Origin of the sequence: Microbacterium sp. NPDC090003, assembly GCF_044748385.1 — a bacterium.
Lineage (GTDB): Bacteria > Actinomycetota > Actinomycetes > Actinomycetales > Microbacteriaceae > Microbacterium.
On sequence record NZ_JBIVFW010000001.1, the window covers coordinates 706,054 to 727,130 of the forward strand.

19 protein-coding genes are annotated in these 21,077 nt (G+C 68.6%); 8 read left to right on the plus strand and 11 right to left on the minus strand.

The features are described 5' to 3' along the window. Nucleotides 1-183 precede the first annotated feature (183 nt). Both ACIPVN_RS03555 and ACIPVN_RS03560 read right to left on the minus strand, forming a co-directional pair. Nucleotides 184-2,460 (minus strand): polyribonucleotide nucleotidyltransferase, encoded by a 2,277-nt coding sequence (locus ACIPVN_RS03555; protein WP_400439533.1) that lies wholly within the window; start codon nucleotides 2,458-2,460, stop codon nucleotides 184-186. 265 nt (nucleotides 2,461-2,725) lie between these two features. Continuing rightward, on the minus strand, nucleotides 2,726-4,657 hold the full coding sequence (locus ACIPVN_RS03560) for a GDSL-type esterase/lipase family protein (RefSeq protein ID WP_400439536.1): 1,932 nt from the start codon (nucleotides 4,655-4,657) through the stop codon (nucleotides 2,726-2,728). Nucleotides 4,658-4,812: 155 nt separating this feature from the next. On the opposite strand from ACIPVN_RS03560, the gene ACIPVN_RS03565 reads away from it, so the two are divergent. Together ACIPVN_RS03565 and ACIPVN_RS03570 are read left to right on the plus strand one after the other, a co-directional pair. Further along, on the plus strand, nucleotides 4,813-5,436 hold the full coding sequence (locus ACIPVN_RS03565) for a DedA family protein (protein WP_400439539.1): 624 nt from the start codon (nucleotides 4,813-4,815) through the stop codon (nucleotides 5,434-5,436). Nucleotides 5,437-5,446: 10 nt separating this feature from the next. After that, nucleotides 5,447-5,626, plus strand: a complete 180-nt coding sequence (locus ACIPVN_RS03570; protein ID WP_247622721.1) for a DUF5302 domain-containing protein — start codon at nucleotides 5,447-5,449, stop codon at nucleotides 5,624-5,626. Nucleotides 5,627-5,684: 58 nt separating this feature from the next. On the opposite strand, the gene ACIPVN_RS03575 is transcribed toward ACIPVN_RS03570, so the two are convergent. Then, nucleotides 5,685-7,124 carry a cation:dicarboxylate symporter family transporter gene (locus tag ACIPVN_RS03575; protein WP_400439543.1) on the minus strand — a complete coding sequence of 480 codons (1,440 nt, stop codon included), beginning with the start codon at nucleotides 7,122-7,124 and terminating at the stop codon, nucleotides 5,685-5,687. Nucleotides 7,125-7,262: 138 nt separating this feature from the next. Between ACIPVN_RS03575 and ACIPVN_RS03580 the strand changes: the two genes are divergently transcribed. Both ACIPVN_RS03580 and ACIPVN_RS03585 read left to right on the plus strand, forming a co-directional pair. Further along, on the plus strand, nucleotides 7,263-8,543 hold the full coding sequence (locus ACIPVN_RS03580; protein ID WP_400439546.1) for an ATP-binding protein: 1,281 nt from the start codon (nucleotides 7,263-7,265) through the stop codon (nucleotides 8,541-8,543). Beyond that, nucleotides 8,540-9,229 (plus strand): response regulator, encoded by a 690-nt coding sequence (locus ACIPVN_RS03585; RefSeq protein ID WP_400439549.1) that lies wholly within the window; start codon nucleotides 8,540-8,542, stop codon nucleotides 9,227-9,229. The genes ACIPVN_RS03580 and ACIPVN_RS03585 overlap by 4 nt, the downstream gene beginning before the upstream one ends. A gap of 14 nt (nucleotides 9,230-9,243) precedes the next feature. Here ACIPVN_RS03585 and ACIPVN_RS03590 read toward each other — a convergent pair whose 3' ends face one another. Both ACIPVN_RS03590 and ACIPVN_RS03595 read right to left on the minus strand, forming a co-directional pair. Beyond that, complete coding sequence (locus tag ACIPVN_RS03590) at nucleotides 9,244-9,888, minus strand: FMN reductase (protein ID WP_400439551.1); 645 nt, start codon at nucleotides 9,886-9,888, stop codon at nucleotides 9,244-9,246. Between the two features lies 1 nt (nucleotide 9,889). Continuing rightward, on the minus strand, nucleotides 9,890-11,116 hold the full coding sequence (locus tag ACIPVN_RS03595) for an LLM class flavin-dependent oxidoreductase (protein WP_247622727.1): 1,227 nt from the start codon (nucleotides 11,114-11,116) through the stop codon (nucleotides 9,890-9,892). 111 nt (nucleotides 11,117-11,227) lie between these two features. Between ACIPVN_RS03595 and ACIPVN_RS03600 the strand changes: the two genes are divergently transcribed. Together ACIPVN_RS03600 and ACIPVN_RS03605 are read left to right on the plus strand one after the other, a co-directional pair. Next, nucleotides 11,228-12,364, plus strand: a complete 1,137-nt coding sequence (locus ACIPVN_RS03600; protein ID WP_400439554.1) for an acyltransferase family protein — start codon at nucleotides 11,228-11,230, stop codon at nucleotides 12,362-12,364. Between the two features lie 10 nt (nucleotides 12,365-12,374). After that, nucleotides 12,375-13,238, plus strand: coding sequence for a serine hydrolase domain-containing protein (locus ACIPVN_RS03605; RefSeq protein WP_400439557.1), 864 nt, complete (start codon nucleotides 12,375-12,377; stop codon nucleotides 13,236-13,238). 23 nt (nucleotides 13,239-13,261) lie between these two features. Here the strand turns inward: ACIPVN_RS03605 and efeB are convergent, their stop codons facing one another. The 3 genes from efeB to efeU are packed head-to-tail and all read right to left on the minus strand — an operon-like array spanning nucleotide 13,262 to nucleotide 16,792. Then, nucleotides 13,262-14,575 (minus strand): iron uptake transporter deferrochelatase/peroxidase subunit, encoded by a 1,314-nt coding sequence (gene efeB / locus ACIPVN_RS03610; RefSeq protein ID WP_400439559.1) that lies wholly within the window; start codon nucleotides 14,573-14,575, stop codon nucleotides 13,262-13,264. 34 nt (nucleotides 14,576-14,609) lie between these two features. After that, a complete protein-coding gene (gene efeO, locus ACIPVN_RS03615) occupies nucleotides 14,610-15,842 on the minus strand; it encodes an iron uptake system protein EfeO (RefSeq protein WP_400439562.1) in 1,233 nt (410 codons plus the stop codon). After that, the gene (gene efeU / locus ACIPVN_RS03620) at nucleotides 15,839-16,792 is read right to left on the minus strand and encodes an iron uptake transporter permease EfeU (protein WP_400439565.1); all 954 of its coding nucleotides are present in this window, start codon (nucleotides 16,790-16,792) and stop codon (nucleotides 15,839-15,841) included. The genes efeO and efeU overlap by 4 nt, the downstream gene beginning before the upstream one ends. A gap of 122 nt (nucleotides 16,793-16,914) precedes the next feature. On the opposite strand from efeU, the gene ACIPVN_RS03625 reads away from it, so the two are divergent. Then, nucleotides 16,915-17,919, plus strand: coding sequence for an isopenicillin N synthase family dioxygenase (locus ACIPVN_RS03625; protein ID WP_400439568.1), 1,005 nt, complete (start codon nucleotides 16,915-16,917; stop codon nucleotides 17,917-17,919). Between the two features lie 159 nt (nucleotides 17,920-18,078). On the opposite strand, the gene rpsO is transcribed toward ACIPVN_RS03625, so the two are convergent. Next, entirely contained in the window at nucleotides 18,079-18,348 is a 270-nt protein-coding gene (rpsO, locus tag ACIPVN_RS03630; RefSeq protein ID WP_017203073.1) for a 30S ribosomal protein S15, read from the minus strand. Nucleotides 18,349-18,537: 189 nt separating this feature from the next. Here rpsO and ACIPVN_RS03635 point away from each other — a divergent pair, with 189 nt between their 5' ends. Continuing rightward, entirely contained in the window at nucleotides 18,538-19,830 is a 1,293-nt protein-coding gene (locus ACIPVN_RS03635; protein ID WP_400439571.1) for an MFS transporter, read from the plus strand. A gap of 28 nt (nucleotides 19,831-19,858) precedes the next feature. Here ACIPVN_RS03635 and ACIPVN_RS03640 read toward each other — a convergent pair whose 3' ends face one another. Both ACIPVN_RS03640 and ACIPVN_RS03645 read right to left on the minus strand, forming a co-directional pair. Continuing rightward, entirely contained in the window at nucleotides 19,859-20,413 is a 555-nt protein-coding gene (locus ACIPVN_RS03640) for a YceI family protein (protein WP_400439573.1), read from the minus strand. 154 nt (nucleotides 20,414-20,567) lie between these two features. Beyond that, the gene (locus tag ACIPVN_RS03645; RefSeq protein WP_400439576.1) at nucleotides 20,568-20,936 is read right to left on the minus strand and encodes an FKBP-type peptidyl-prolyl cis-trans isomerase; all 369 of its coding nucleotides are present in this window, start codon (nucleotides 20,934-20,936) and stop codon (nucleotides 20,568-20,570) included. Nucleotides 20,937-21,077 lie beyond the last annotated feature (141 nt).

Below are 21,077 nucleotides of genomic sequence, written 5' to 3' on the forward strand. Positions count from 1 at the left end.
GATCTTCGTACCTGCATTCGTGCACCCCCCGGTGCGTACTTCGAGGGTATGCGAAACCGGCGAACTCGCCGACCAATCCGCGGAACGGCGGGCAAACTTCCCATAACGGTTCGATCACGAGAACGACGAGGGCCCGGTGCCCTCCCCTGCGGGAAGGCACCGGGCCCCGTCGTACGGAACCGATTACTCGGCCGCGGCGTCCTCGGCCGGAGCGGCGTCGGCTGCGGGGGCCTCGTCGATCACGGGCTCGAGCGAGAGCTTTCCGCGGTCGTCGATCTTCGTGATCTTCACAAGGATCTTCTGACCGACCGAGAGCACGTCGTCGACGTTCTCGACGCGCTTGCCACCGGCGAGCTTGCGCACCTCGGTGACATGCAGCAGGCCGTCCTTGCCGGGCAGCAGCGAGACGAACGCACCGAAGGTGGCGATCTTCACGACGGTGCCGAGGAACTGCTCGCCGACCTCCGGGTTGGTCGGGTTGGCGATCGCGTTGACCTGAGCACGGGCGGCCTCGGCCGAGGGGCCGTCGGTCGCGCCGATGTAGACGGTGCCGTCCTCCTCGATCGAGATCTGCGCGCCGGTCTCGTCCTGGATCGCGTTGATCGTCTTGCCCTTCGGGCCGATCAGCTCGCCGATCTTGTCGACCGGGATCTGCACGCTGATGACGCGCGGCGCGGTCGGCGCCATCTCGTCGGGCGCGTCGATCGCGGCGTTGAGGACGTTGAGGATCGTCAGACGCGCGTCGCGAGCCTGGGTCAGCGCACCTGCGAGCACCGACGACGGGATGCCGTCGAGCTTCGTGTCGAGCTGGATCGCCGTGACGAACTCGCTCGTACCGGCGACCTTGAAGTCCATGTCGCCGAGCGCGTCCTCCGCACCGAGGATGTCGGTGAGGGCGGCGTAGCGCGTCTCGCCGTCGACCTCGTCGGAGACGAGACCCATCGCGATACCGGCGACGGGCGCGCGCAGCGGCACACCCGCGTTCAGCAGCGACAGCGTCGAGGCGCAGACCGAGCCCATCGACGTCGAACCGTTGGAGCTGAGCGCCTCCGAGACCTGACGGATCGCGTAGGGGAACTCCTCGCGGCTCGGCAGCACCGGCACGAGTGCGCGCTCGGCGAGGAAGCCGTGCCCGATCTCGCGACGCTTCGGCGAGCCCACGCGGCCGGTCTCACCGGTCGAGTAGGGCGGGAAGTTGTAGTGGTGCATGTAGCGCTTGCTCGTGGTGGGCGACAGCGAGTCGATCTGCTGCTCCATCTTGAGCATGTTCAGCGTGGTGACGCCCATGATCTGGGTCTCGCCGCGCTGGAAGATCGCGGAGCCGTGCACGCGCGGGATGACCTGCACCTCGGCGTCGAGCGGACGGATGTCGGCCAGGCCGCGACCGTCCATACGCACGCTCTCGGTGAGGATGCGGCCACGGACGATGGTCTTGGTGACCGACTTGTAGGCTGCACCGAACTCGAGCGGTGCCGCCGCGGGAAGCTCGCCCGCCTCGGTCGCCGCGATCAGCTCTGCCTTGACGCGGTCCTTGACCACATCGTCGGCCGCCTGGCGCTCCTGCTTGTCGGCGATCTGGTAAACGTTCACCAGTTCGTCGTACGAGCGGCCGGCCACGAAGTCGTAGACCTCGCTCGAGTACGGGGGGAAGACCGGGTACACGCCCGGCTCCTTCGAGGCGGTGGCGGCGAGTTCGGCCTGAGCCTTGACGAGCTGCGCGATGAACGGCTTCGACGCCTCGAGGCCCTGGGCGACGACGGCCTCGTCGGGCTTGGTGGCGCCCGCCTTGATGAGGTTCCAGCTGCCCTCGGTCGCCTCGGCCTCGACCATCATGATCGCGACGTCTTCGGTGCCGTCGGCCTTGGTGACGACGCGGCCGGCGACGATGAGGTCGAACACGGCTTCGCTGACCTGCTCGGCCGTCGGGAACGCGACCCACTGGTCGGCGTGCTCGCCCTGGCCCGGGATGAACGCGAGGCGCACGCCGGCGACGGGGCCGGAGAACGGAAGACCCGAGATCTGCGTCGACGCGGATGCCGCGTTGATCGCGAGAGCATCGTAGAACTCTCCGGGGGCGATCGAGAGGACGGTGATGACGATCTGGACCTCGTTGCGCAGTCCGTCGACGAACGACGGACGCAGCGGACGGTCGATCAGACGGCAGACCAGGATCGCCTCGGTGGAGGGGCGGCCCTCGCGACGGAAGAACGAGCCGGGGATCTTGCCGGCGGCGTAGGAGCGCTCCTCGACGTCGACCGTCAGCGGGAAGAAGTCGAAGCCCTCACGCGGGTGCTTGCCCGCGCTGGTCGCCGAGAGGAGCATCGTCTCGCCGTCGAGGTACGCGGCGACTGCGCCCTGAGCCTGCTGCGCGAGGCGGCCGGTCTCGAAGCGGATGGTACGGGTGCCGAAGCGGCCGTTGTCGAGAACGGCCTCGGTGGCGGTGATTTCAGGACCTTCCAAGAGGTCTCTCCTTCTTTGTTTAGACTCGCGAATCCGTGTGACGCGCGAGCGTGTTCATGAAGGAGCGGAACGGCAGGATAAGGGCGCGCGAGCACTCTCGCGAATGTCACCTGCGCTGGCCACCAGTAGAAAGCCACCCGACATGACGTCTGCCGAGGAACCCACCACAGGGGACCAGCTCCTCCGCCGATCGCTCCATGAGTCGATGTGAAGTTGTCCGGCCGACACAGGTCAGCCTCCCCAACCCTACCAGGAACGCCCGATTTCACCCCTGTCCGGCCGGTACGCCGCGCTGCACCGTGGAGCGCCCGAGGTAGACGTAGTCGTCGTGCTTCGCGACGCGGCCGTCACCCGCGGCGCGACCGTGGAGCCGCCGCCAGACCCAGGGCAGGGCATGGCGGGACCACCACAGTCCGGTACCGATGTCGACCTGCTCGTGCAGTGCGGCGTCGAGGGCTCCGAGAGCCTCGGCATGCGGAACCCCGAGGATGTCGCCCGCGCGATACGCCAGGAAGCGGTGGCCGCTGCTGCTGAGGTGGACCAGATCCTCCCCCCAGTGCTCGCGCTCGCGCAGCGCCGGGTGGAGGTCGGTGTCGATCAGCACCGCGCCCGTGCGGGCGGCGATGCCGCTGAGCGCCGTGGCGAACGCCGCGAACCGGGCTGTGTAGATCGCGGCGGCACGCCGACCCGGCAGGAACGGCGTCACGACGACGACCGTGGCTCCCGTCGCCCGCAGACGCACGATCGCACGCTCGAGCTCTGCGGCGAGCGCGGGGATGTCGACACGATGCTTCACCAGGTCGTTGGCACCGACGAGCACCGAGACCAGATCGGGACGGAGTTCCAGAGCGCGCTCCAGTTGAGGGCCGCACACGTCGGCGACCCGCTTGGAACGGATGGCGAGGTTGGCATAGTGCAGCCCTCCCCGCGAGGCGAGCAGGAGGGCGAGGCGGTCGGCCCATCCGCGCAGAGCGCCGTCGGGCGCGGGATCGCACAGCCCTTCCGTCAGGGAGTCCCCCAGGGCGATGTATCTCTGCCATCGCGCGGGGACGACGGGCAGGGGTGTCTCGGGTCGGACGCTGCGGCGAGCGCGGAGCGACACATCGACCCGCTGGAGCGTGCGCGCCTCCTCGAAGTGCTCGACCAATCGTCCGCAGACGCTGTCCCAGGAACGCGCTCGCACCGCCTCGCGGCCGGCCTCACCGAATGCTCGGCGCTTGCGGGCGTCGCCCACCAGATCGGACACCCGCATCCGCAGGTCGTCGAGGTCTCCCGGGCGGTAGAGCCATCCGTCGATCCCCATCCGGACGAGGTCGAGGGGCCCACCGCGACCGGTGGCCACCACCGGCACACCGCTCGCGTGCGCTTCCTGCAGTGTCTGTCCGAATGTCTCGCTCTCGCCGGGATGCACGAAGACGTCGAACGAGGCGACGGCTGCGGCGAGCGCATCGCCGTCGAGGTGACCGAGGAAGACAGCATCCGGCAGCCTCTCCTGCAGGCGCGCCCTGCTCGGCCCGTCTCCGACGACGACGAGGCGCGCACCGGCGATCGCACGCAGGGCGACGAGGTCCTCGACCTGCTTCTCCGGCGCGAGACGGCCCACGTAGCCGATGACGACCTCGGCACCCCAGCGGGCGCGCAGGTTCTCGTCACGGCACGCCGGCTGGAAGCGTTCCGCGTCGACTCCTCTCCCCCAGCGGCGCAGCCGGTCGACTCCGAGGCTCTCGAGCTGTCGGGCGGACTCCGACGAGGGGGCGAGGTTCAGCGTCGCGCGCCGGTGCAGACGAGCGACGTGCGTCTGCGCGATTCCGGTCGTCGCCGCGACGCGATAGCGCTCGGTGTAGGCCGCGACGTCGGTCTGGTAAGCCGCGACGGATGCCACCTCGAGCCGCTCCGCAGCGAGCACGCCCCGCCAGCCCAGCGCGAACGGCGACGCCAGGTGCACGACGTCCGGCCGGAAGCGCCGGAGGGAGACCGCCAGGCGCGAGGCCCGCGAGGTGCCGACCCGGACGTCGCGGTACCCCGGGAGTGGGACGCTCGGGATCGCGTCGATCGGAGCGCCGTGCATCATCTGCGGCATGCCGATCGCAGCGGGGGCGATGACGTGGGCGTCGTGCCCGTGCCGTTCGAGGTGGCGCAGGATCTGCACCACGGATCCGGTCACACCGTTCATGTGCGGAAGGAAGGACTCTGTCACGATCGCGACTCTCACACCCCCAGGATGCGGGCAGGGATCGGCGGCCGAGGCCGATTCGCGGGGAGCGCACCAGATGTTCACCGGATGCACGAAAGCCCGTCACCGGCTATCCGGATTTCAGTTGCCGTTCACCGCCGGAGGGCACCGTTGAAGACGTGCCCACCGATCTCCTCGCCGATGTACTCGCCGATGTCCTCGACGGCCCGTGGGCGCTCGCAGTCATGTGCCTGCTCGTGTTCGGTGACGCCTTCCTGGTGGTGATCCCCGGAGAGGTCGCCGTGACAGCCCTGGGTGCAGCATCCGTCTCGACGGGCGCTCCGCCGCTCTGGGCCGTCATCGCCTGCGCCGCAGTCGCGGCCGCTCTCGGCGACATCGCGTGCTACCTCATCGGGCGCTTCGTCGGAACCGAGCGCTGGCGCTGGACGCGCGCGCCGCGCGTCCGGCGTGCGCTCGACTGGGCCCGCCGCAGACTGGACGGTGGGATGGCGACCGTCCTCTTCACCGCGCGTTTCGTTCCGTTCGCCCGCCTCGCGATCAACCTCGTCGCCGGAGCGTCCCGTGCGCATCCTCCCCGCTACCTCGCCCTGGTCACCATGGCGGCGCTCGGATGGGCGGCGTATCAGGCCTCGGTCGGCGCTGCCGTCGCCGCGCTCCTCCCCGGGGGGCCGATCGTCGCGATCCCCGTGTCGATCGCCGTGGCCGTCGGCCTCGGTCTGCTCATCGACCTGATCACGCGCCGCAGCAGGCGAGACCTCCCGGACGAGACGCCGGTGGCCTAGGCTGGCGGACATGAGCACCGAAGAAGGCGCCACCTCCTCCTCCGAGGAGATGAAGCGCAAGTTCAAGGAAGCGCTCGAGAAGAAGAACGCGCAGCACCGCCAGGGCGAGTCGCACCTGGATGGCGATTCCGCCGTCCACGGCGGCGCGGCCCCGCAGACGCGGCGCGAGTTCCGACGCAAGAGCGGTTGACCACCGATGCGGGAGCCGACATGCCGTCGGCTCCCGCATCCTTCGTCCGCTCCTCGGGTCAGCCCTGCAGCGAACGTCGACGCGCGCGCTCCTCTTTCGCCGACATCTCGGCGAGCGCCGACTCCTTGAGCTCCTGTACGTCGGCGGATTCTCGTTCATCGGACATCCCGTGCTCATCGACCCCGTCCAGCAGTGATTCGTCGAACGGCAGGTCGCCCCTGAGCACCCGACCGACGCGATCGCGATCGATCTGCTTCGTCCACGTGCCGATCAGAAGCGTCGCGACTGCGTTGCCGGTGAAGTTGGTGAGAGCGCGTCCCTCGGACATGAACCGGTCGATGCCGACGATCACGCCCACCCCGTCGACGAGGTCGGGGCGGTAGGCCTGCAGCCCCCCGGCCAGGGTCGCGAGTCCGGCGCCGGTGACCCCGGCCGCTCCCTTGCTCGCGATGATCATGAACACCAACAGGCCGATCTGCTCCCCGATCGACATCGGCTGCCCCATGCCGGTCGCGATGAACAGCGACGCCATGGTCAGGTAGATGGCCGTGCCGTCGAGATTGAACGAGTAACCGGTGGGTACGGTGATGCCGACGACGGGCTTCGACACCCCCACGTGCTCCATCTTCGCGATCAGTCGCGGAAGGGCCGACTCCGACGACGACGTGCCCACGATCAGCAGGTACTCCCGGCCGAGGTACTTCATCAGCCGGAAGATGTTGACCCGTGTCACGGCGTAGAGCAGCACGCCCAGGATGACGACGATGAACAGGATGCAGGTGATGTAGAACGCCACCATCAGGATGCCGAGGCTCCAGATCGCCGAGATGCCCGTCTTGCCGACGACCGCGGCGATCGCTCCGAAGGCGCCGAGCGGCGCCAGCCAGAGGATCATTCCGAGAATGCGGAAGACGACCTTCTGGAGGTTCTTGACCGCGTCCATGATCGGTGCGCCCCGGTCGCCCAGTCCCTGCAGAGCGAATCCTGTGAGCAGGGCGATGAAGAGCACCTGCAGCACGCTCTCTCCGGTGAACGCCGAGAAGAACGTCGCCGGGATGATGCCGAGGATGAACTCCTGCGTGCTCTTCGCCTCTCCCGTGTCGGCGTCGTACGTCGCGCCGGCCATGTCGAGGCCCGATCCGGGGTGGATGAGGTTGCCGACGACCAGCCCGATGGCCAGAGCGAAGGTCGACATCACCATGAAGTACAGCAACGCGAGCCCGCCGATCTTCCCGACCGTCGCGGCCTTGGCGATCGACCCGACCCCGACGACGATCGTGCAGAAGATGATCGGGGCGATCATCATCTTGATCAGCGCCACGAATCCTTTGCCGAGTGGTTCGAAACTCTGCCCGACCTCGGGCCAGATCAGCCCGACGAGTGCGCCGAGCACGACCGCGATGATCACCGACACATAGAGCCAGGTATGACGGTCCCAGGACTGCTTGCCGCGCCTCCAGTGAAAGCCGGGCAGTGTGAATCCGGTCGTGATGGCCATTGCTCCTCCTCGGGATGAACGTCGTCGTTCGGGACCGGCGTCGTCGCCGGCGATGTGCCCACGCTCTCTGACTTCGCACGACGGCGCCATTTGTGGTCGTATTGGTCACATTCGCCACCGCAGACGAAGGGAGCCGCGATGTCGCACGCCCGCACCGCCCGAAGCGCGGCGTCCCGCGTGTTCCTCGTCCTCCTGGTCTCCGCCCTCGTCATCGGCGCGCTGGTGGCGCTGTTCCTCGTCGTCGAGGCTCAGCGCGCGACGCGTGCGGAGGCAGAGCGGGTGACCGCGTCCACCGCCGTCGCGCTCGCCGCATCGCCAGTCGTCTCGTCGTCGCTCGCGGAGGAGGACCGGGAACGCGCGACGCGCACGCTCGAGCCGTACGCGCTGGAGGTCATCGACGCCGCGGGCCTCGACTTCATCACGATCATGACGGCAGGCGGGCTCCGCGTGACCCATCCCGACCTCGACGAGATCGGGAAACCCTACCTCGGCACGATCCCCGATCGCCCGGTGCCTCTCACCGAAGAGTTCACCGGCACGCTGGGTCCCTCGGTCCGCACCATCGTCCCGGTGACGGGCGCGGACGGGAGCCTCCTCGGGTGGGTGGCCGCCGGCGTCACCACAGAGACCATCAGCGAGACGCTGTTGCGACGCCTGCCGCTCTCCCTCGGCATCACCGCCGCCCTGGTATCGGCCGGGGCACTCGGCGCGTGGGCTGCACGGCGGATCACTCGACGGATCGCCGGGGATCTGCCCCCGGGTCAGGTGAGAGACGCTGTGTCGTCCTACGAGTCGATCCGCACGCTCGGCGACGCGCTGCGCGCCCAGACCCACGAGCACGGCAACCGCATGCACACCGCTGTCGCGCTGCTCGAGCTGGGGCGCGTCGATGAGGCGATCGGGATCCTCACCGAGACCTCACGGCAGAGCCAGTCCCTGGTGGATCAGGTCACCGCCCGTCGGCACGGCGATCCCACCGTGGGGGCACTGCTGCTCGGCAAGGCGTCTCAGGCGAAGGAGCGCGGGATCGACTGGCGCATGACCATCGCGCCCGACACCCCGCCCACGCCGTTGTCCGCCGTCGACAGCGTGTCTGTCCTGGGCAACCTGATCGACAACGCGATGGATGCCGTGACGGATGCCGACGACAGATGGGTGTCGGTCACGCTGCGTCGTTCGGCGGACGACGGGATCGAGCTCGACGTGGCCGACAGCGGCCCCGGCATACCGCTTCTGCTGCGCGACGAGATCTTCGCCTCCGGATTCTCGACGAAGGAGGCCGGCGCCGCCGGGCGAGGGGTCGGGTTGACGCTCGTGCGCGCCCTCGTCCTCGATGCCGGTGGTCGGATCGAGGTCCGCCACGATCCGACCACCTTCCACGTGAGCCTTCCGGCTGCGCGCGGGCGGGGCAGACGATGATCCGCGTGCTGCTCGTCGACGACGACGCCCTCACACTCGAGCTGCACCGGAACTACATCGAACGACTCGACGGGTTCGTGGTCGCCGGCGAGTGCACCGGAGCACGCGCCGCGGTTCAGGCGATCCTGGATCGCCCACACGGGGACGGATTCGACCTCGTGCTCCTCGACGTGACGATGCCCGACGGCTCCGGACTCGACGTGCTCCGCACCCTCCGCGCCCGCTCCGCCGCCGTCGACGTCATCGCGATCACCGCGGTGCGTGACGCCGAGACGGTTCGTCAGATGGCGGCGCTCGGTGTCTTCCAGTACCTCGTCAAACCGTTCTCGTTCTCCGTCTTCCAGGAGCGGCTGACGCAGTACGGCGCGCATCGTGCGGCGGCGCGGGCGACGGACGGCGAAGCGACCCAGGCCGAGATCGACGCGCTGCTGGGGAGGTCCACCGGGAGCATTCCCCTGCCGAAGGGGCTCTCACCCTCCTCGCTCGATCGGGTGACGGCCGCGCTCCGCCGCAGCGGACCGATTTCGGCGAGCGAGGCCGCGGCCGACCTGGGGATGTCGCGCGTCGCCGCCCGGAGGTACCTCGAACACCTCGCGATGGAGGGCCTCGCCGACCGCGGGGCGCGCTATGGCGCCCGCGGTCGACCGGAGACCGAATATACGTGGCGACGAGGCGACGGAGCCTGAGCAGGCCCCGCCGTTCACTCGCCGGCGAGACCTCCGAGCATGTGCCCGAACGAGCGCCCCTCGCCCAGGTAGGTCGCGGGATCGAACGGGTCGGTCGCCACCGCCGCCTCGCGGCGCGCGATGACGTCGGCCAGCTCACGCGCACCTTTCTCGACGCGCTTGGCGAGCGGGGCGACGTCGTCACCCGCGCCGCCCCAGTCGCTCGAGGCCGCGAACACACCGGTCGAGACCGCGTCGGCGTGCAGGTACGCGAAGAGCGGCCGGATCGCGTAGTCGATCGCGAGCGAGTGACGGGCCGTGCCCGCATTCGCTCCGATGAGCACCGGCTTTCCCGTGAGCGCGTCGGGGTCGAGCACGTCGATGAACGACTTGAAGAGCCCCGAATAGCTCGTCGAGAAGATCGGTGTCACCGCGATGAGGGCATCCGCCGACACCACCGTGTTGATCGCCGTGTCGAGGGCGGGCGGAGCGAATCCCGTGAGCAGGTTGTTCGTGATGTCATGCGCGTAGTCGCGAAGTTCGATCACGTCGACCGTCGCCTCGATCTCACGAGCGGCGAGTTCTTTCACGGTCTCGGCCGCGAGACGATCCGCGAGCATCCGCGTGGACGACGGGTTCGAGAGTCCGGCCGAGACGACGGCGATCCGACGCGTGGTCATGTCACGCCTCCTTGCGGCCGAGGCCGAACGACGCACCGGCGGGGGCCGGCGTGTCCTGGTAGGGGCTGTCGCCGGTGAGGTTGTCTCCGCGGTTGGCGCCGGGGCGGGCCTGACGGGTGGGCCCGTCGCCGAACTCCGCCTTCACTCGCGCGGCGTGGGTCGGAGCATCCGGCACCGATTCCGGACGGTTCTCCGCCAGCTCCTTGCGCAGGACGGGCACGACCTCGCCACCCAGGATGTCGAGCTGCTCGAGGACGGTCTTGAGGGGCAGACCCGCGTGGTCCATGAGGAACAGCTGACGCTGGTAGTCGCCGTAGTGATCGCGCATACCGGCGTAGCGATCGATGACCTGCTGCGGCGAACCGACCGTGAGCGGCGTCATCTCGGTGAAGTCCTCCATGCTCGGACCGTGACCGTAGACCGGCGCGTTGTCGAAGTAGGGGCGGAACTGGTTCACCGCGTCCTGCGACTTGGCCGCCATGAAGACCTGTCCGCCGAGGCCGACGATCGCCTGCTCGGGCGTGCCGTGCCCGTAGTGGGCGTAGCGCTGGCGATATAGCTCGATCAGACGCTGGTAGTGCTCCTTGGGCCAGAAGATGTTGTTCGCGAAGAAGCCGTCACCGTAGTATGCGGCCTGCTCGGCGATCTCCGGAGTGCGGATCGATCCGTGCCACACGAACGGCGCGATACCGTCGAGCGGGCGCGGGGTGGAGGTGAATCCCTGCAGCGGCGTGCGGAACTTGCCCTCCCAATCGACGACATCCTCGCGCCACAGCTTGTGCAGCAGCGCGTAGTTCTCGATCGCGAGGGGCAGACCCTGGCGGATGTCCTGGCCGAACCAGGGATAGACGGGACCGGTGTTGCCGCGGCCGAGCATGAGGTCCATCCGACCGTCGGACACGTGCTGGAGCATCGCGTACTCCTCGGCGATGCGCACGGGATCGTTGGTCGTGATGAGCGTCGTCGAGGTGGAGACGATGAGCCGCTCGGTCTGCGCCGCGAGGGCGGCGAGGAACGTGGTGGGGCTGGACGACCAGAACGGAGGGTTGTGGTGCTCGCCGACGGCGAAGACGTCGAGGCCGACCTCTTCGGCGTGCTTCGCGATCGCCAGCGTCGCCTTGATGCGCTCCTGCTCGCTCGGCGTCACTCCGGTGGTGGGGTCGCGCGTGATGTCGCTCACCGACATGATGCCGAACTGCATCGCGGGTGCCCCTGACTGCTCGCTCATGATCTCTCTCCAACTCCTCCGAACCCGATGCTGACATCCGGTTCTATTCATCTGAATGTATATGAGTCAACGCGATCGCACCAACTTTATTCCCGGCGGTAGCCTCGGGGGATGAGCATCACCGGAGCGGACTCCACACCGCCGGCGACAGGATCCACTCCGCGCCCCCGACGTCGCGTCCCGTTCTGGGACAACGCGCGCTACGCCTGCATCGTGCTGGTGGTGCTGGGGCACGCGATCCAACGTCTCATCTACGACTCCGACATCGCGTTCGCCTTCTACCTCGCCCTCTACGCCTTCCACATGCCGGCGTTCGCGATCATCTCGGGATACTTCTCGAAGTCGGGGTCTCCGACCAAGACGCAGATGGCCAGGGTGATCACCGACATCCTCCTGCCCTATGTCATCTTCGAGACGCTCTGGACACTGACGAAGTGGCTCGTCGAGGGCCAGGCGAATCCCAACCCGACGCAGCCGTCCTGGACGCTCTGGTTCCTCCTCGCCCTCGGAATCTTCCGCCTCGTCCTCCCCTACCTCGCGCTGCTGCGCTGGCCGCTGCTCTGGACCGTCGCGATCTCGATCGGCGTCGGCTACCTCCCCAACATCGACAGCACTTTCTCGCTCTCGCGCACGCTCGGCCTCCTCCCGTTCTTCACCCTCGGCTGGTGGCTGCGCGAGCGGGATGTCGTGGCCCGTCTGCGCCTTCTCGACTTCCGCCCGTGGTGGATCCGGGTGATCGCGGTCGCCATACTCGCGGGCACCGGGTGGGCGGCCTGGAACTGGCTCCCGTTCTGGCAGGAGTTCGATCTGCGCCACTGGCTCTTCTACGAGGACTCCTACGCGGACCTCGGTCTCGGGGGCGAGCAGTGGTGGGCCGGCGGTGTGCGCATCGCGCTGATGCTCCTCGCGGTGCTGCTGTGCGCGGCGTTCTTCGTGCTGATCCCCCGCGGCACGTACTGGTGGACCACGTTCGGCCAGTACACGATGTACGTCTTCCTTCTGCACTCCTTCGTGCTGTATCCGTTCCGAGAGTCCGGCATCCTCCGCGACCTCGAGCCCACCTGGATCTGGTTGCCGCTCGTCACGCTGCTCTCGGTCGTCGTCGCGCTCGCTCTCGCCACGAAACCCGTCCGACGGGTGTTCCGTCCGCTCGTCGAGCCGCGACCGAAGTGGCTCTTCCGCGATCCCGAGTTGACCTCGCGTGAGGGGCGGCGCAACGACCCGACCGGCTCGAGACGGCCGCGATAGCCTGGACGATGTGACACGAGCCTCGACCCTCAGCGACCGCATCGTCCGCGAGATCGAGACCAGCGGGTTCGGCGCCCTCGGCCTGCACGTCCTCGTCGGCGACGAGACGGCCGCGCATCGCTGGGCGCCCGACGAGCGCGTCGACATCCAGTCCGTCGCCAAGGGGGTGTGCGTGCTCGCTGCGGGCATCGCCGACGCCGAAGGCCTGGTCTCCGTCGACGCGCCCGTAGCGGACTCCCTTCCCGGATGGGAGCTCGGCCCGGGAGTCGCCGAGGTCACCCTGCGTGACCTGCTCACCATGTCGAGTGGAATCGATCTCCCGTGGTCGGAGACGATGATGACGGACTGGCCCGACCTCGCAGCGGAGTTCCTCCGCCGGCCGACATCCGGACGAGCGTTCCAGTACTCGAACGCGAGCACGTACACCGCGATGCGCGTGCTCGCCGAGCACGTGGGCGACGTGCACGCCTACCTCGAACCGCGCCTGCTCGATCCGCTCGGCATCGTCGACACGAAATGGGAGCGCTGCCCGAACGGCCGGATCGTCGCAGGGGGCGGACTGTTCCTCCGCACCGAGGAGATGGCCCGGATCGGACGCCTCATCCGCGATCGCGGCGAGTGGCGGGGGCGCCGCCTCGTCGACGCGCAGTGGATCGATCGGATGCACTCCGAGTGGATCGCGTGCGGCGAGAACCCCGGCTACGAGCGGTACGCCCTCGCCGGATGGGACGGCCCGGGTGCGGGATGGCGCCTGCACGGCGCTCATGGGCAGCTGTTGATCTTCGCCGGCGACGCCGTCGTCACGATCACCGCCGAAGACCATTTCGGGGCGGATGCCGTCACCGCCGCGATCATGCGCATGATCGCCGAGTGACGAGCCCCCGCCGGCGCGGCGGATCAGGCGAAGAGTTCTGCTCCGATGTACGACCCGGCGGTCGCACCGCGCGGGATCGCCCAGATGCCCGAGCCGACATGGCGCAGATACTCGTTCATGAGGTCGGTCGACAGCCGGCGTTGCAGCGTGATGAACTGCGCGGGGTCTCGCTGATACGACAGGAAGAAGAGCCCGGCGTCCAGCCGCCCGAGGTCGTTGTTCCCGTCGACGTAGTTGTACCCGCGGCGCAGGATGCGGATGCCGTCGTTCTGCGCGGGGTGCGCGAGCCGCACATGCGCATTGGCGTCGATCGCGGAGCCTGCGAAGTCGGGCTCGGTGAACTCCGCGCCCCCGGAGAGCGGCGCGCCCTCCCCCTTGTCCCGTCCGATGATGGTGTCCTGCTCCGACAGCCGTACACGGTCCCACGTCTCGATGAGCATCGCGATCTTGCGGGCGACGAGGTAGGACCCGCCCGCCATCCAGGCCGGCTCGTCGGCGTCCGCGACCCAGACGTGGGCGTCGAGGGCGGCGGTGTCGTCGGCGAGGATGTTCGCGGTGCCGTCTTTGAACCCGAAGAGGTTGCGTGGCGTGGCCTGTGCCGCCGTCGTGCGCGAAGTCTTGCCGAACCCCAGTTGCGACCAGCGCAGGCGGGCTCGGCCGAAGGCGATGCGGCTGAGGTTCCGCACGGCGTGTACGGCTACCTGGGGATCGTCGGCGCACGCCTGGATGCAGAGATCTCCGTGCGAAGCCTGCGGGTCGAGGTCGTCGCCGAGGAAGGCGGGAAGTCGTTCGAGAGCAGCGGGACGGGACGCGGCGATCCCGTACCGGTCGCCGTCTTCGTTCTCGAATAGACCGGGACCGAAGCCGATCGTGATCGTGAGCCCTGCAGCAGGGAGGCCCTGCGCCTCGCCGGTATCGTCCGGCGGCTCCTCCGCCGACCCGCCGACCGCTCCCGTTGCGCTGACGTCGAGGCCCTGGGTCATGCGCGATGCCGCGTACGTCCAGTCCTGCAGGAGAGAGATGAGATCGCCGCGATCCGTGCGCGGCATCATGTCGAACGACGCGAAATGCAGGTGATCCTGTACCGGCGTCGTGATGCCTGCCTGATGCTCCCCGAAGAAGTCATAGGCGGCGAGGGACTCCTCTGCGGCACGCGAGCGTCCGAGGGCGACGCCGCCGGTCAGCCCGGCGGCGGCACCGACCGCCAGGCCCGCGACTCCCCCGCCGATCGCGAGGCCGAGCAGGCCCCGGCGGCTCAGACCGGACGGAGCGGATGCCGCGGCCACCGCCTCGTCGGAGGTCGAGTCGGCCGCGGCATCCGCTCCTGTGTCGTTCACGTGCGTGATCGTACCCTTCCGTGGATCCCGGAGCTCAGTCGAGAACGGTGCCGGTGAGCTGCGAGAGCGGCTCGGCGAGCGCGTTGATGAGGTCGGTGAACTCGCGCTTGTCGGCATCCGTGAGCTCGGAGTACCCGACGAAGCCGTCGGTCAGCGAGCCGTGCGCCGCGAGCGACTGTTCGAGTGCGGCGTAGCCGGACTCGATCTCCGAGACGAGCGCGGCGCCCTCCCCGCCCTGCGCCTCGGCGAAGTCCTGCACCAGCGAGAACGCCATCTTGGATCCTTCGACGTTCGCGGCGAAGTCGTACAGGTCGGTGCCCGACCACCAGTCCTCCTCACCGGAGATCTTGCCCGTCGCGACCTCGTCGAGCAGCGCGATGGCGCCGTTCGAGATCCCGCCGATCCCCTGGTCGTCGAGCGTCTCGGTGAAGTCGTCGGAGTGCACGTAGTCGTACAGTTCTTGCACGTCGGCGAGCAGCAGGTCTCCGAAGTCGGCCCGCTCCTCGGTCGTCGACGGCGCCCAGTCCTGCCAGGCCGGCGTCTCGCCGTCTGCGTTCAACGCGTCCTGCGCGGGAACCCAGAGGTCCTTCTCGATGCGGTGGAAGCCCGTCCAATCGAGGCCCTCGGCCACGGCGTCGACCTCGCGGTAGTCGATGCGCGGGTCGAGGTCGCCCAGCGCCTCGGCGACCGGCTCGATGCGCTCGTAGAAGGCGCGCGTGAGCGGGAAGAGGCTCCGAGCGGTGTCGTCGTCGCCCGCCTCGTATGCCGCGACGAGGTCTTCGACCGCCGGAACGAGCTGGCCGACCTGATCCTTCACGAAGGCGGCGTAGAGGTCGACGGCCTGCTGCTTCTGCTCGGCGTCGGGACCGTCGACGGTGACACGCTCGCCGGTGACGGTGAACGCGGACTTGCCGACCCCCTCGCCGATCATCCCGGGCTTGCAGAGAGTGAAGTAGTCGCCCGGCTGAGCCACGACGGTCAGGGTGCGCGAGGCCGAGGGCGCGATGTTCTCGACCTCGCCGACGATTCGCAGCCCGTCATCGGCGAGCAGGTAGAACTCCGAGACCTGACCGCTGTCGTTGGTCACCTCGAAAGTCAGGGTGCCGCTCTCGGCCGTGGTGCCCGATACCGTGCATGCACTGTCGGTCGACGAGACGTCGAAGGTCGCGCCGGTGGCGACGTCGCTCTTCGCGACGCAGCCGCTGAGCACGAGCGCGGCCGCGCCCGTCGCGGCGATCGCGCCGAGGATCCGGTGGGAGGTGGTCATGCTGCTCCTTGCTGTGTGGGTGAGGAAACCGGTGCGTCCGCGGCGTTCGACGAGACGAGCGGAGCGGATGCCGAGGGACGACGCGAGCGGAGACCGCGCACGAAGAGAAAGCCGACGACCGCGATGTAGATGGCCCAGGCGGTCACCTGCAGCCAGGTCATCCGCGGCATGAACCCGACGGTCGCCTGCAGGATGGCGGCCCAGGCGCTGTCGGGAGCTATCGCCGGCGTCACGTCGAACGCCCACCCGAAGGGGAACGCCTGCCAGCCGACAGCCACGGCACCGGTCACGGGATCGATCGGGGCGGCGGCCGTGAACGGGCCGGGCAGCGCCCCGGCCTCTTGCAGATCCATGAACGCGTAGGCGAGAACCCCTCCGGCGACGATCACCAGGAAGCCGCCCGTCCAGGCGAAGAAGCGCCGCAGGTCGAGACGTACGGCGCCACGCGCGATCAGGGCACCGATCACCACGGCGACGGCGAGTCCGAGAAGCGCTCCGAGCAGAGCGGAGGGAGCGTCGCCGAACGACTGGACCATCGACCACAGCAACAGAGTCGTCTCGATCCCCTCGCGGGCGACCGAGACGAAGCCGATCGCGACGAGGGCCCACAGCCCGCCCTGGGTGAGGGCGCGGTCGATGCCCCCCTCGAGCGTGGCCTTCATCGTGCGCCCGGCCCTCTGCATCCAGAAGATCATCCACGTCACCATCGCGACCGCGAGCAACGACAGCAGTCCGCCGATCAACTCCTGCGCCACGAACGTGAGCTCATACGCCCCGAAGGTCAGGACGGCGCCGATGCCGAGCGCGAGGGCGACCGCAAGGCCGACGCCGGCCCACAGCCGCGGCAGCACGTCCCGCCGACCGAGGCGACCGAGGTAGGCGACGAGGATGCCGACGACGAGGGCGGCTTCCAGGCCTTCACGGAGGCCGATGAGGAATGTGGCGAGCACGCGGGGATCTCTCTGCAGAACATTACTGAGGTAAGGCATCCCTTACCTACGAGACTTTAGCACCGCGGTAATCCTCCGCAACACACGCCCGTCAGGGCGAGGCGGCGCCGTACTCTCGTGCCATGGCTGAACTCTCGCTCCCGATCCTCGATCTCTCCCAGCTCGACGAGGGACCCGCCGCCGCCGCGCGCTTCCGCGAGGACCTGCGCGCTGCCACGCACGACGTCGGGTTCTTCTACCTCACCGGCACGGGCATCTCCCCTGATCTCGAGGCGCGTCTGCACCGGGCCGCGCTGGACTTCTTCGCGCTGCCCGAGGCCGACAAACTCGCGATCGAGAACGTCAACAGCCCGCACTTCCGCGGGTACACGCGGATCGGCGGCGAGCGGACGCAGGGCAAGGTCGACTGGCGCGAGCAGATCGACATCGGCCCCGAGCGCGATGCGATCGAGGGCGGCCCGGCGTTCAACCGCCTCATCGGACCGAACCTCTGGCCCGCCGCGCAGCCCGAGCTGCGGGAGATCGTCACCGAGTGGCACGCGACCCTCTCGGAGGTCGCACGCAAACTCCTGCGCGCCTGGGCCGAGACCCTCGGCGCGGACTCGTCGTACTTCGACGAGCATTTCGGCGAGCCCTCGACCCTGATCAAGATCGTCCGCTATCCGGGCACGCACGAGCCGGAGCCGCAGCAGGGCGTCGGCGCGCACAAGGACTCCGGCGTGCTCACGCTGCTATGGGTCGAACCCGGCAAGGGCGGGTTGCAGGTCGAGCGCGACGGCGAGTGGGTCGACGCTCCCCCGGTTCCCGGAGCCTTCGTCGTGAACATCGGCGAGCTCCTCGAGTACGCGACCGGTGGGTACCTCAAGGCCACCAACCACCGCGTCGTCTCCCCGCAGGCGCCGAACGAGCGGATCTCGATCCCGTTCTTCTTCAACCCCGCGCTCGACAAGCGGTTGCCGCTGATCGAGCTCCCCGCCGATCTCGCGGCCGCGGCCACCGGGGTGACCGACGATCCGACCAACCCGATCCACGCCCTCTACGGCGAGAACGCGCTCAAGTCCCGGCTGCGCGCACACCCCGACGTCGCGGCGATCCATCATGCCGACCTGGTGGGCGCCGACGTCTGACCCTCACGGCCCCGCTGCGCTGAGCGGCTCCGCTGACGATCCGACCGTAGTCGGGGAAGAAGCGAGATCAACCTCTCCGGGGAATGACGAAGGCCGCCCCACACCTGGGGCGGCCTTCTCAAGAATGTTTTGCGCGATTGTACGCTGGCGTGCTCTGCCTTAGCGGCGAAGACCCAGGCGAGCGATCAGCGAGCGGTAACGCTCGATGTCGACGCTCTGGAGGTAGCCGAGAAGACGACGGCGCTGACCCACGAGCAGGAACAGACCACGACGCGAGTGGTGGTCGTGCTTGTGCTCCTTCAGGTGCTCGGTGAGGTCCTTGATGCGCTGCGTCAGCATCGCGGCCTGCACCTCGGGGGATCCGGTGTCACCGGGGTGCGTCGCGTACTCTTCGATGATCGCCTTCTTGACGTCTGCTTCGAGTGCCATAGATTCGATCCCCTTTCAGCTTGTTGCGCGGCGCCCGACGCCTGATGCGAGGGCTCTCTTTATCCGCGGCCGATCAAACGGCAACCTGAAGAGTCTACCAGCCGCAGGCCCCTGCCGACGACAGCTATCCGCGCCCGCCCTCTCTCGCCTCGGATACGCTCGAGAGGTGCAGCACGGCCAGGCATCGCGATGAGCGGATCACGGGGTCACCTCATCGACCTCTCCCCCCTCAAGGCGAGCCCCGCGTTCGCTCGGATGTGGGTGGGATCGGCCCTCGCCGGCATCGGAGGACAGCTGACGCTCGTCACCGTGATGCTGCACGTGTTCAGCCTCACCGGCAGCACCTTCGCGGTGTCGATGATCGCGGTCGCCGGGCTCGTCCCGATGATCCTGGCCGGGCTCTACGGCGGCATGCTCGCGGACGCGTTCGACCGGCGCCGGGTCGCACTCATCGCCGCGACGGTCACCTTCGCGTCCACGGCGCTGCTCGCCACGCTGACCTGGACCGGCTCGGAGACGATCTGGTGGCTCTACGCGCTGAGCATGCTCACCGCGGCGGCGAACTCGGTCGGCATGGCTACCCGCACGGCGATCGTGCCGCGCCTGATCCCGCGCGACCTGCTCGCGCCGGCATCCGCTCTGAACGGGATCTCGATGGGTCTCACCGTCATGGCTGGGCCGGCCCTCGCCGGGATCCTGGTCGCCCTCACCGGGTACGGATGGACCTACACGATCGACGTCATCCTCATGCTCTCGATGTTCCTGGGGCTCTGGACCCTGCCCGCTCTCCGCCCCGAAGGCGATATCGTGCGCCCCGGACTCGCCTCGCTCGTCGACGGTTGGCGATTCCTCCGACGAGCCGGCAACATCCGCATGCAGTACATCGTCGACATCATCGCGATGACGTTCGGGCAGCCGCTCGTGCTCTTCCCCGCTCTCGGCACGATCCTGCTGGGCGGCGGAGCCGTGACGACCGGGCTCCTCACCGCCGCCGTCGCACTGGGCACCTTCGCCTCGAGCCTGTTCTCCGGCCGCGTGGTGCAATACCGCTGGCACGGACGCGGCATCGCCCGCGCCGTCCAGGCGTACGGCGCATCGATCCTGGCATTCGGGATCGTGCTGCTCGCGGGCGCGTTCCTCTCCCCGGCATCCGAGGCCGTACCGAACGTCGCCCTCATCGTCGTGGCGTGCATCGCGCTCGCGTTCTCCGGAGCAGCCGACAACGTGAGCGCGATCTACCGCAACACCATGATGCAGGCGGCGGTGCCCGATGCCATGCGCGGCCGCCTCCAGGGCGTCTTCATCGTCGTCGTGGCCGGCGGGCCCCGGGTCGGCGCCCTGTACGCCGGCACCCTCTCGACCTTCACCGCGCTCTGGTTCCCGCCCGTACTGGGCGGCGTGATCGTGATCGCGCTGGTCGCCGCCCTCGTGCAGCGCAGCCCTCGCTTCCGCGCCTATGACGCGGAGAACCCCGAGCCGTGAACGGCCCGGGGTCCTCAACGCACGCGGATCAGCCCTGCTGCAGAGCAGCCTGCAGGTCGAGGTTGATCGTGACGTCCTTGCCGACGAGCACGCCGCCGGTCTCGAGAGCGGCGTTCCACGTCAGGCCGAAGTCCTCGCGGTTGATGACGGCCTTGGCCGACGCGCCGGCCTTGTAGTTGCCCCACGGGTCGGAACCGAAGCCGCCGAAGTCGACCTCGAAGCTGACCGGCTTGGTGATGCCGCGGATCGTGAGGTCACCGTCGACGTACAGCTCGCCGTTCTCGGCACGCGCGCCGGTGGACACGAAGTCCATCGTCGGGAAGTTCTCGGTGTCGAAGAAGTCGGCCGAACGCAGGTGCTGGTCGCGCCCCTCGTCCTTCGTGTCGACGGACGAGACGTCGACGCTCGCCTCGACCGTGGTCTCGAGGGGGTTCTCGGGAGCGGTCAGCGTCGCGCTCTTCACGCCGAAGGTGCCGCGCACCTTCGAGATCATCATGTGGCGGACGCTGAAGGTGACCTCGCTGTGGGCGGGGTCGAGGACGTAGGTGCCGGGGCGGTAGCCGGGGATGTCGATGCTGGTCATGGGATCTCCTTAGGACGTGGGGGCCGCTCGTATGGCGACAGGAAAGGGAACGGTGCCCTCGAAAGATATATTCCCATGAATAAGAATCTCCTGAGTGCAACGGAAGACGCCCCGCCCGCGAACGGGACGAGGCGTCTTCGTGAACGTCGTCGGATCAGCCGACGGCGACGAGGTCGATGATGAAGATCAGCGACTTGCCGGAGAGGAAGTGCCCTCCCCCGGCCGGGCCGTAGGCGAGGTGCGGCGGGATGACGAGCTCACGACGGCCGCCGACCTTCATGCCGGGGATACCGTCCTGCCAGCCCTGGATCAGGCCGCGCAGGGGGAACTGGATGGTTTCGCCGCGGCCCCACGAGGAATCGAACTCCTCGCCGGACTCGAACTCGACACCGGCGTAGTGCACGGTGACGGTGTCGCCGGGCTTCGCCTCGGTGCCGTCACCCTCGATGATGTCGCGGATGACCAGCTCTGCGGGCGCAGGACCGGTGGGGGCGTCGAACTCGGGCTTCGTACGATCAGTCATGACTCCATCCAACCCGAGGAGACGCCGACCGGTCAACGCGACCGCACCTGCTCACAGCGAACACCCGACGAAGTCGCCCTTGACACTCCCGGGAGGCGGGTGCACCCTGGTTTCAAGCCAACTCAGCGCCCGGGAGACATG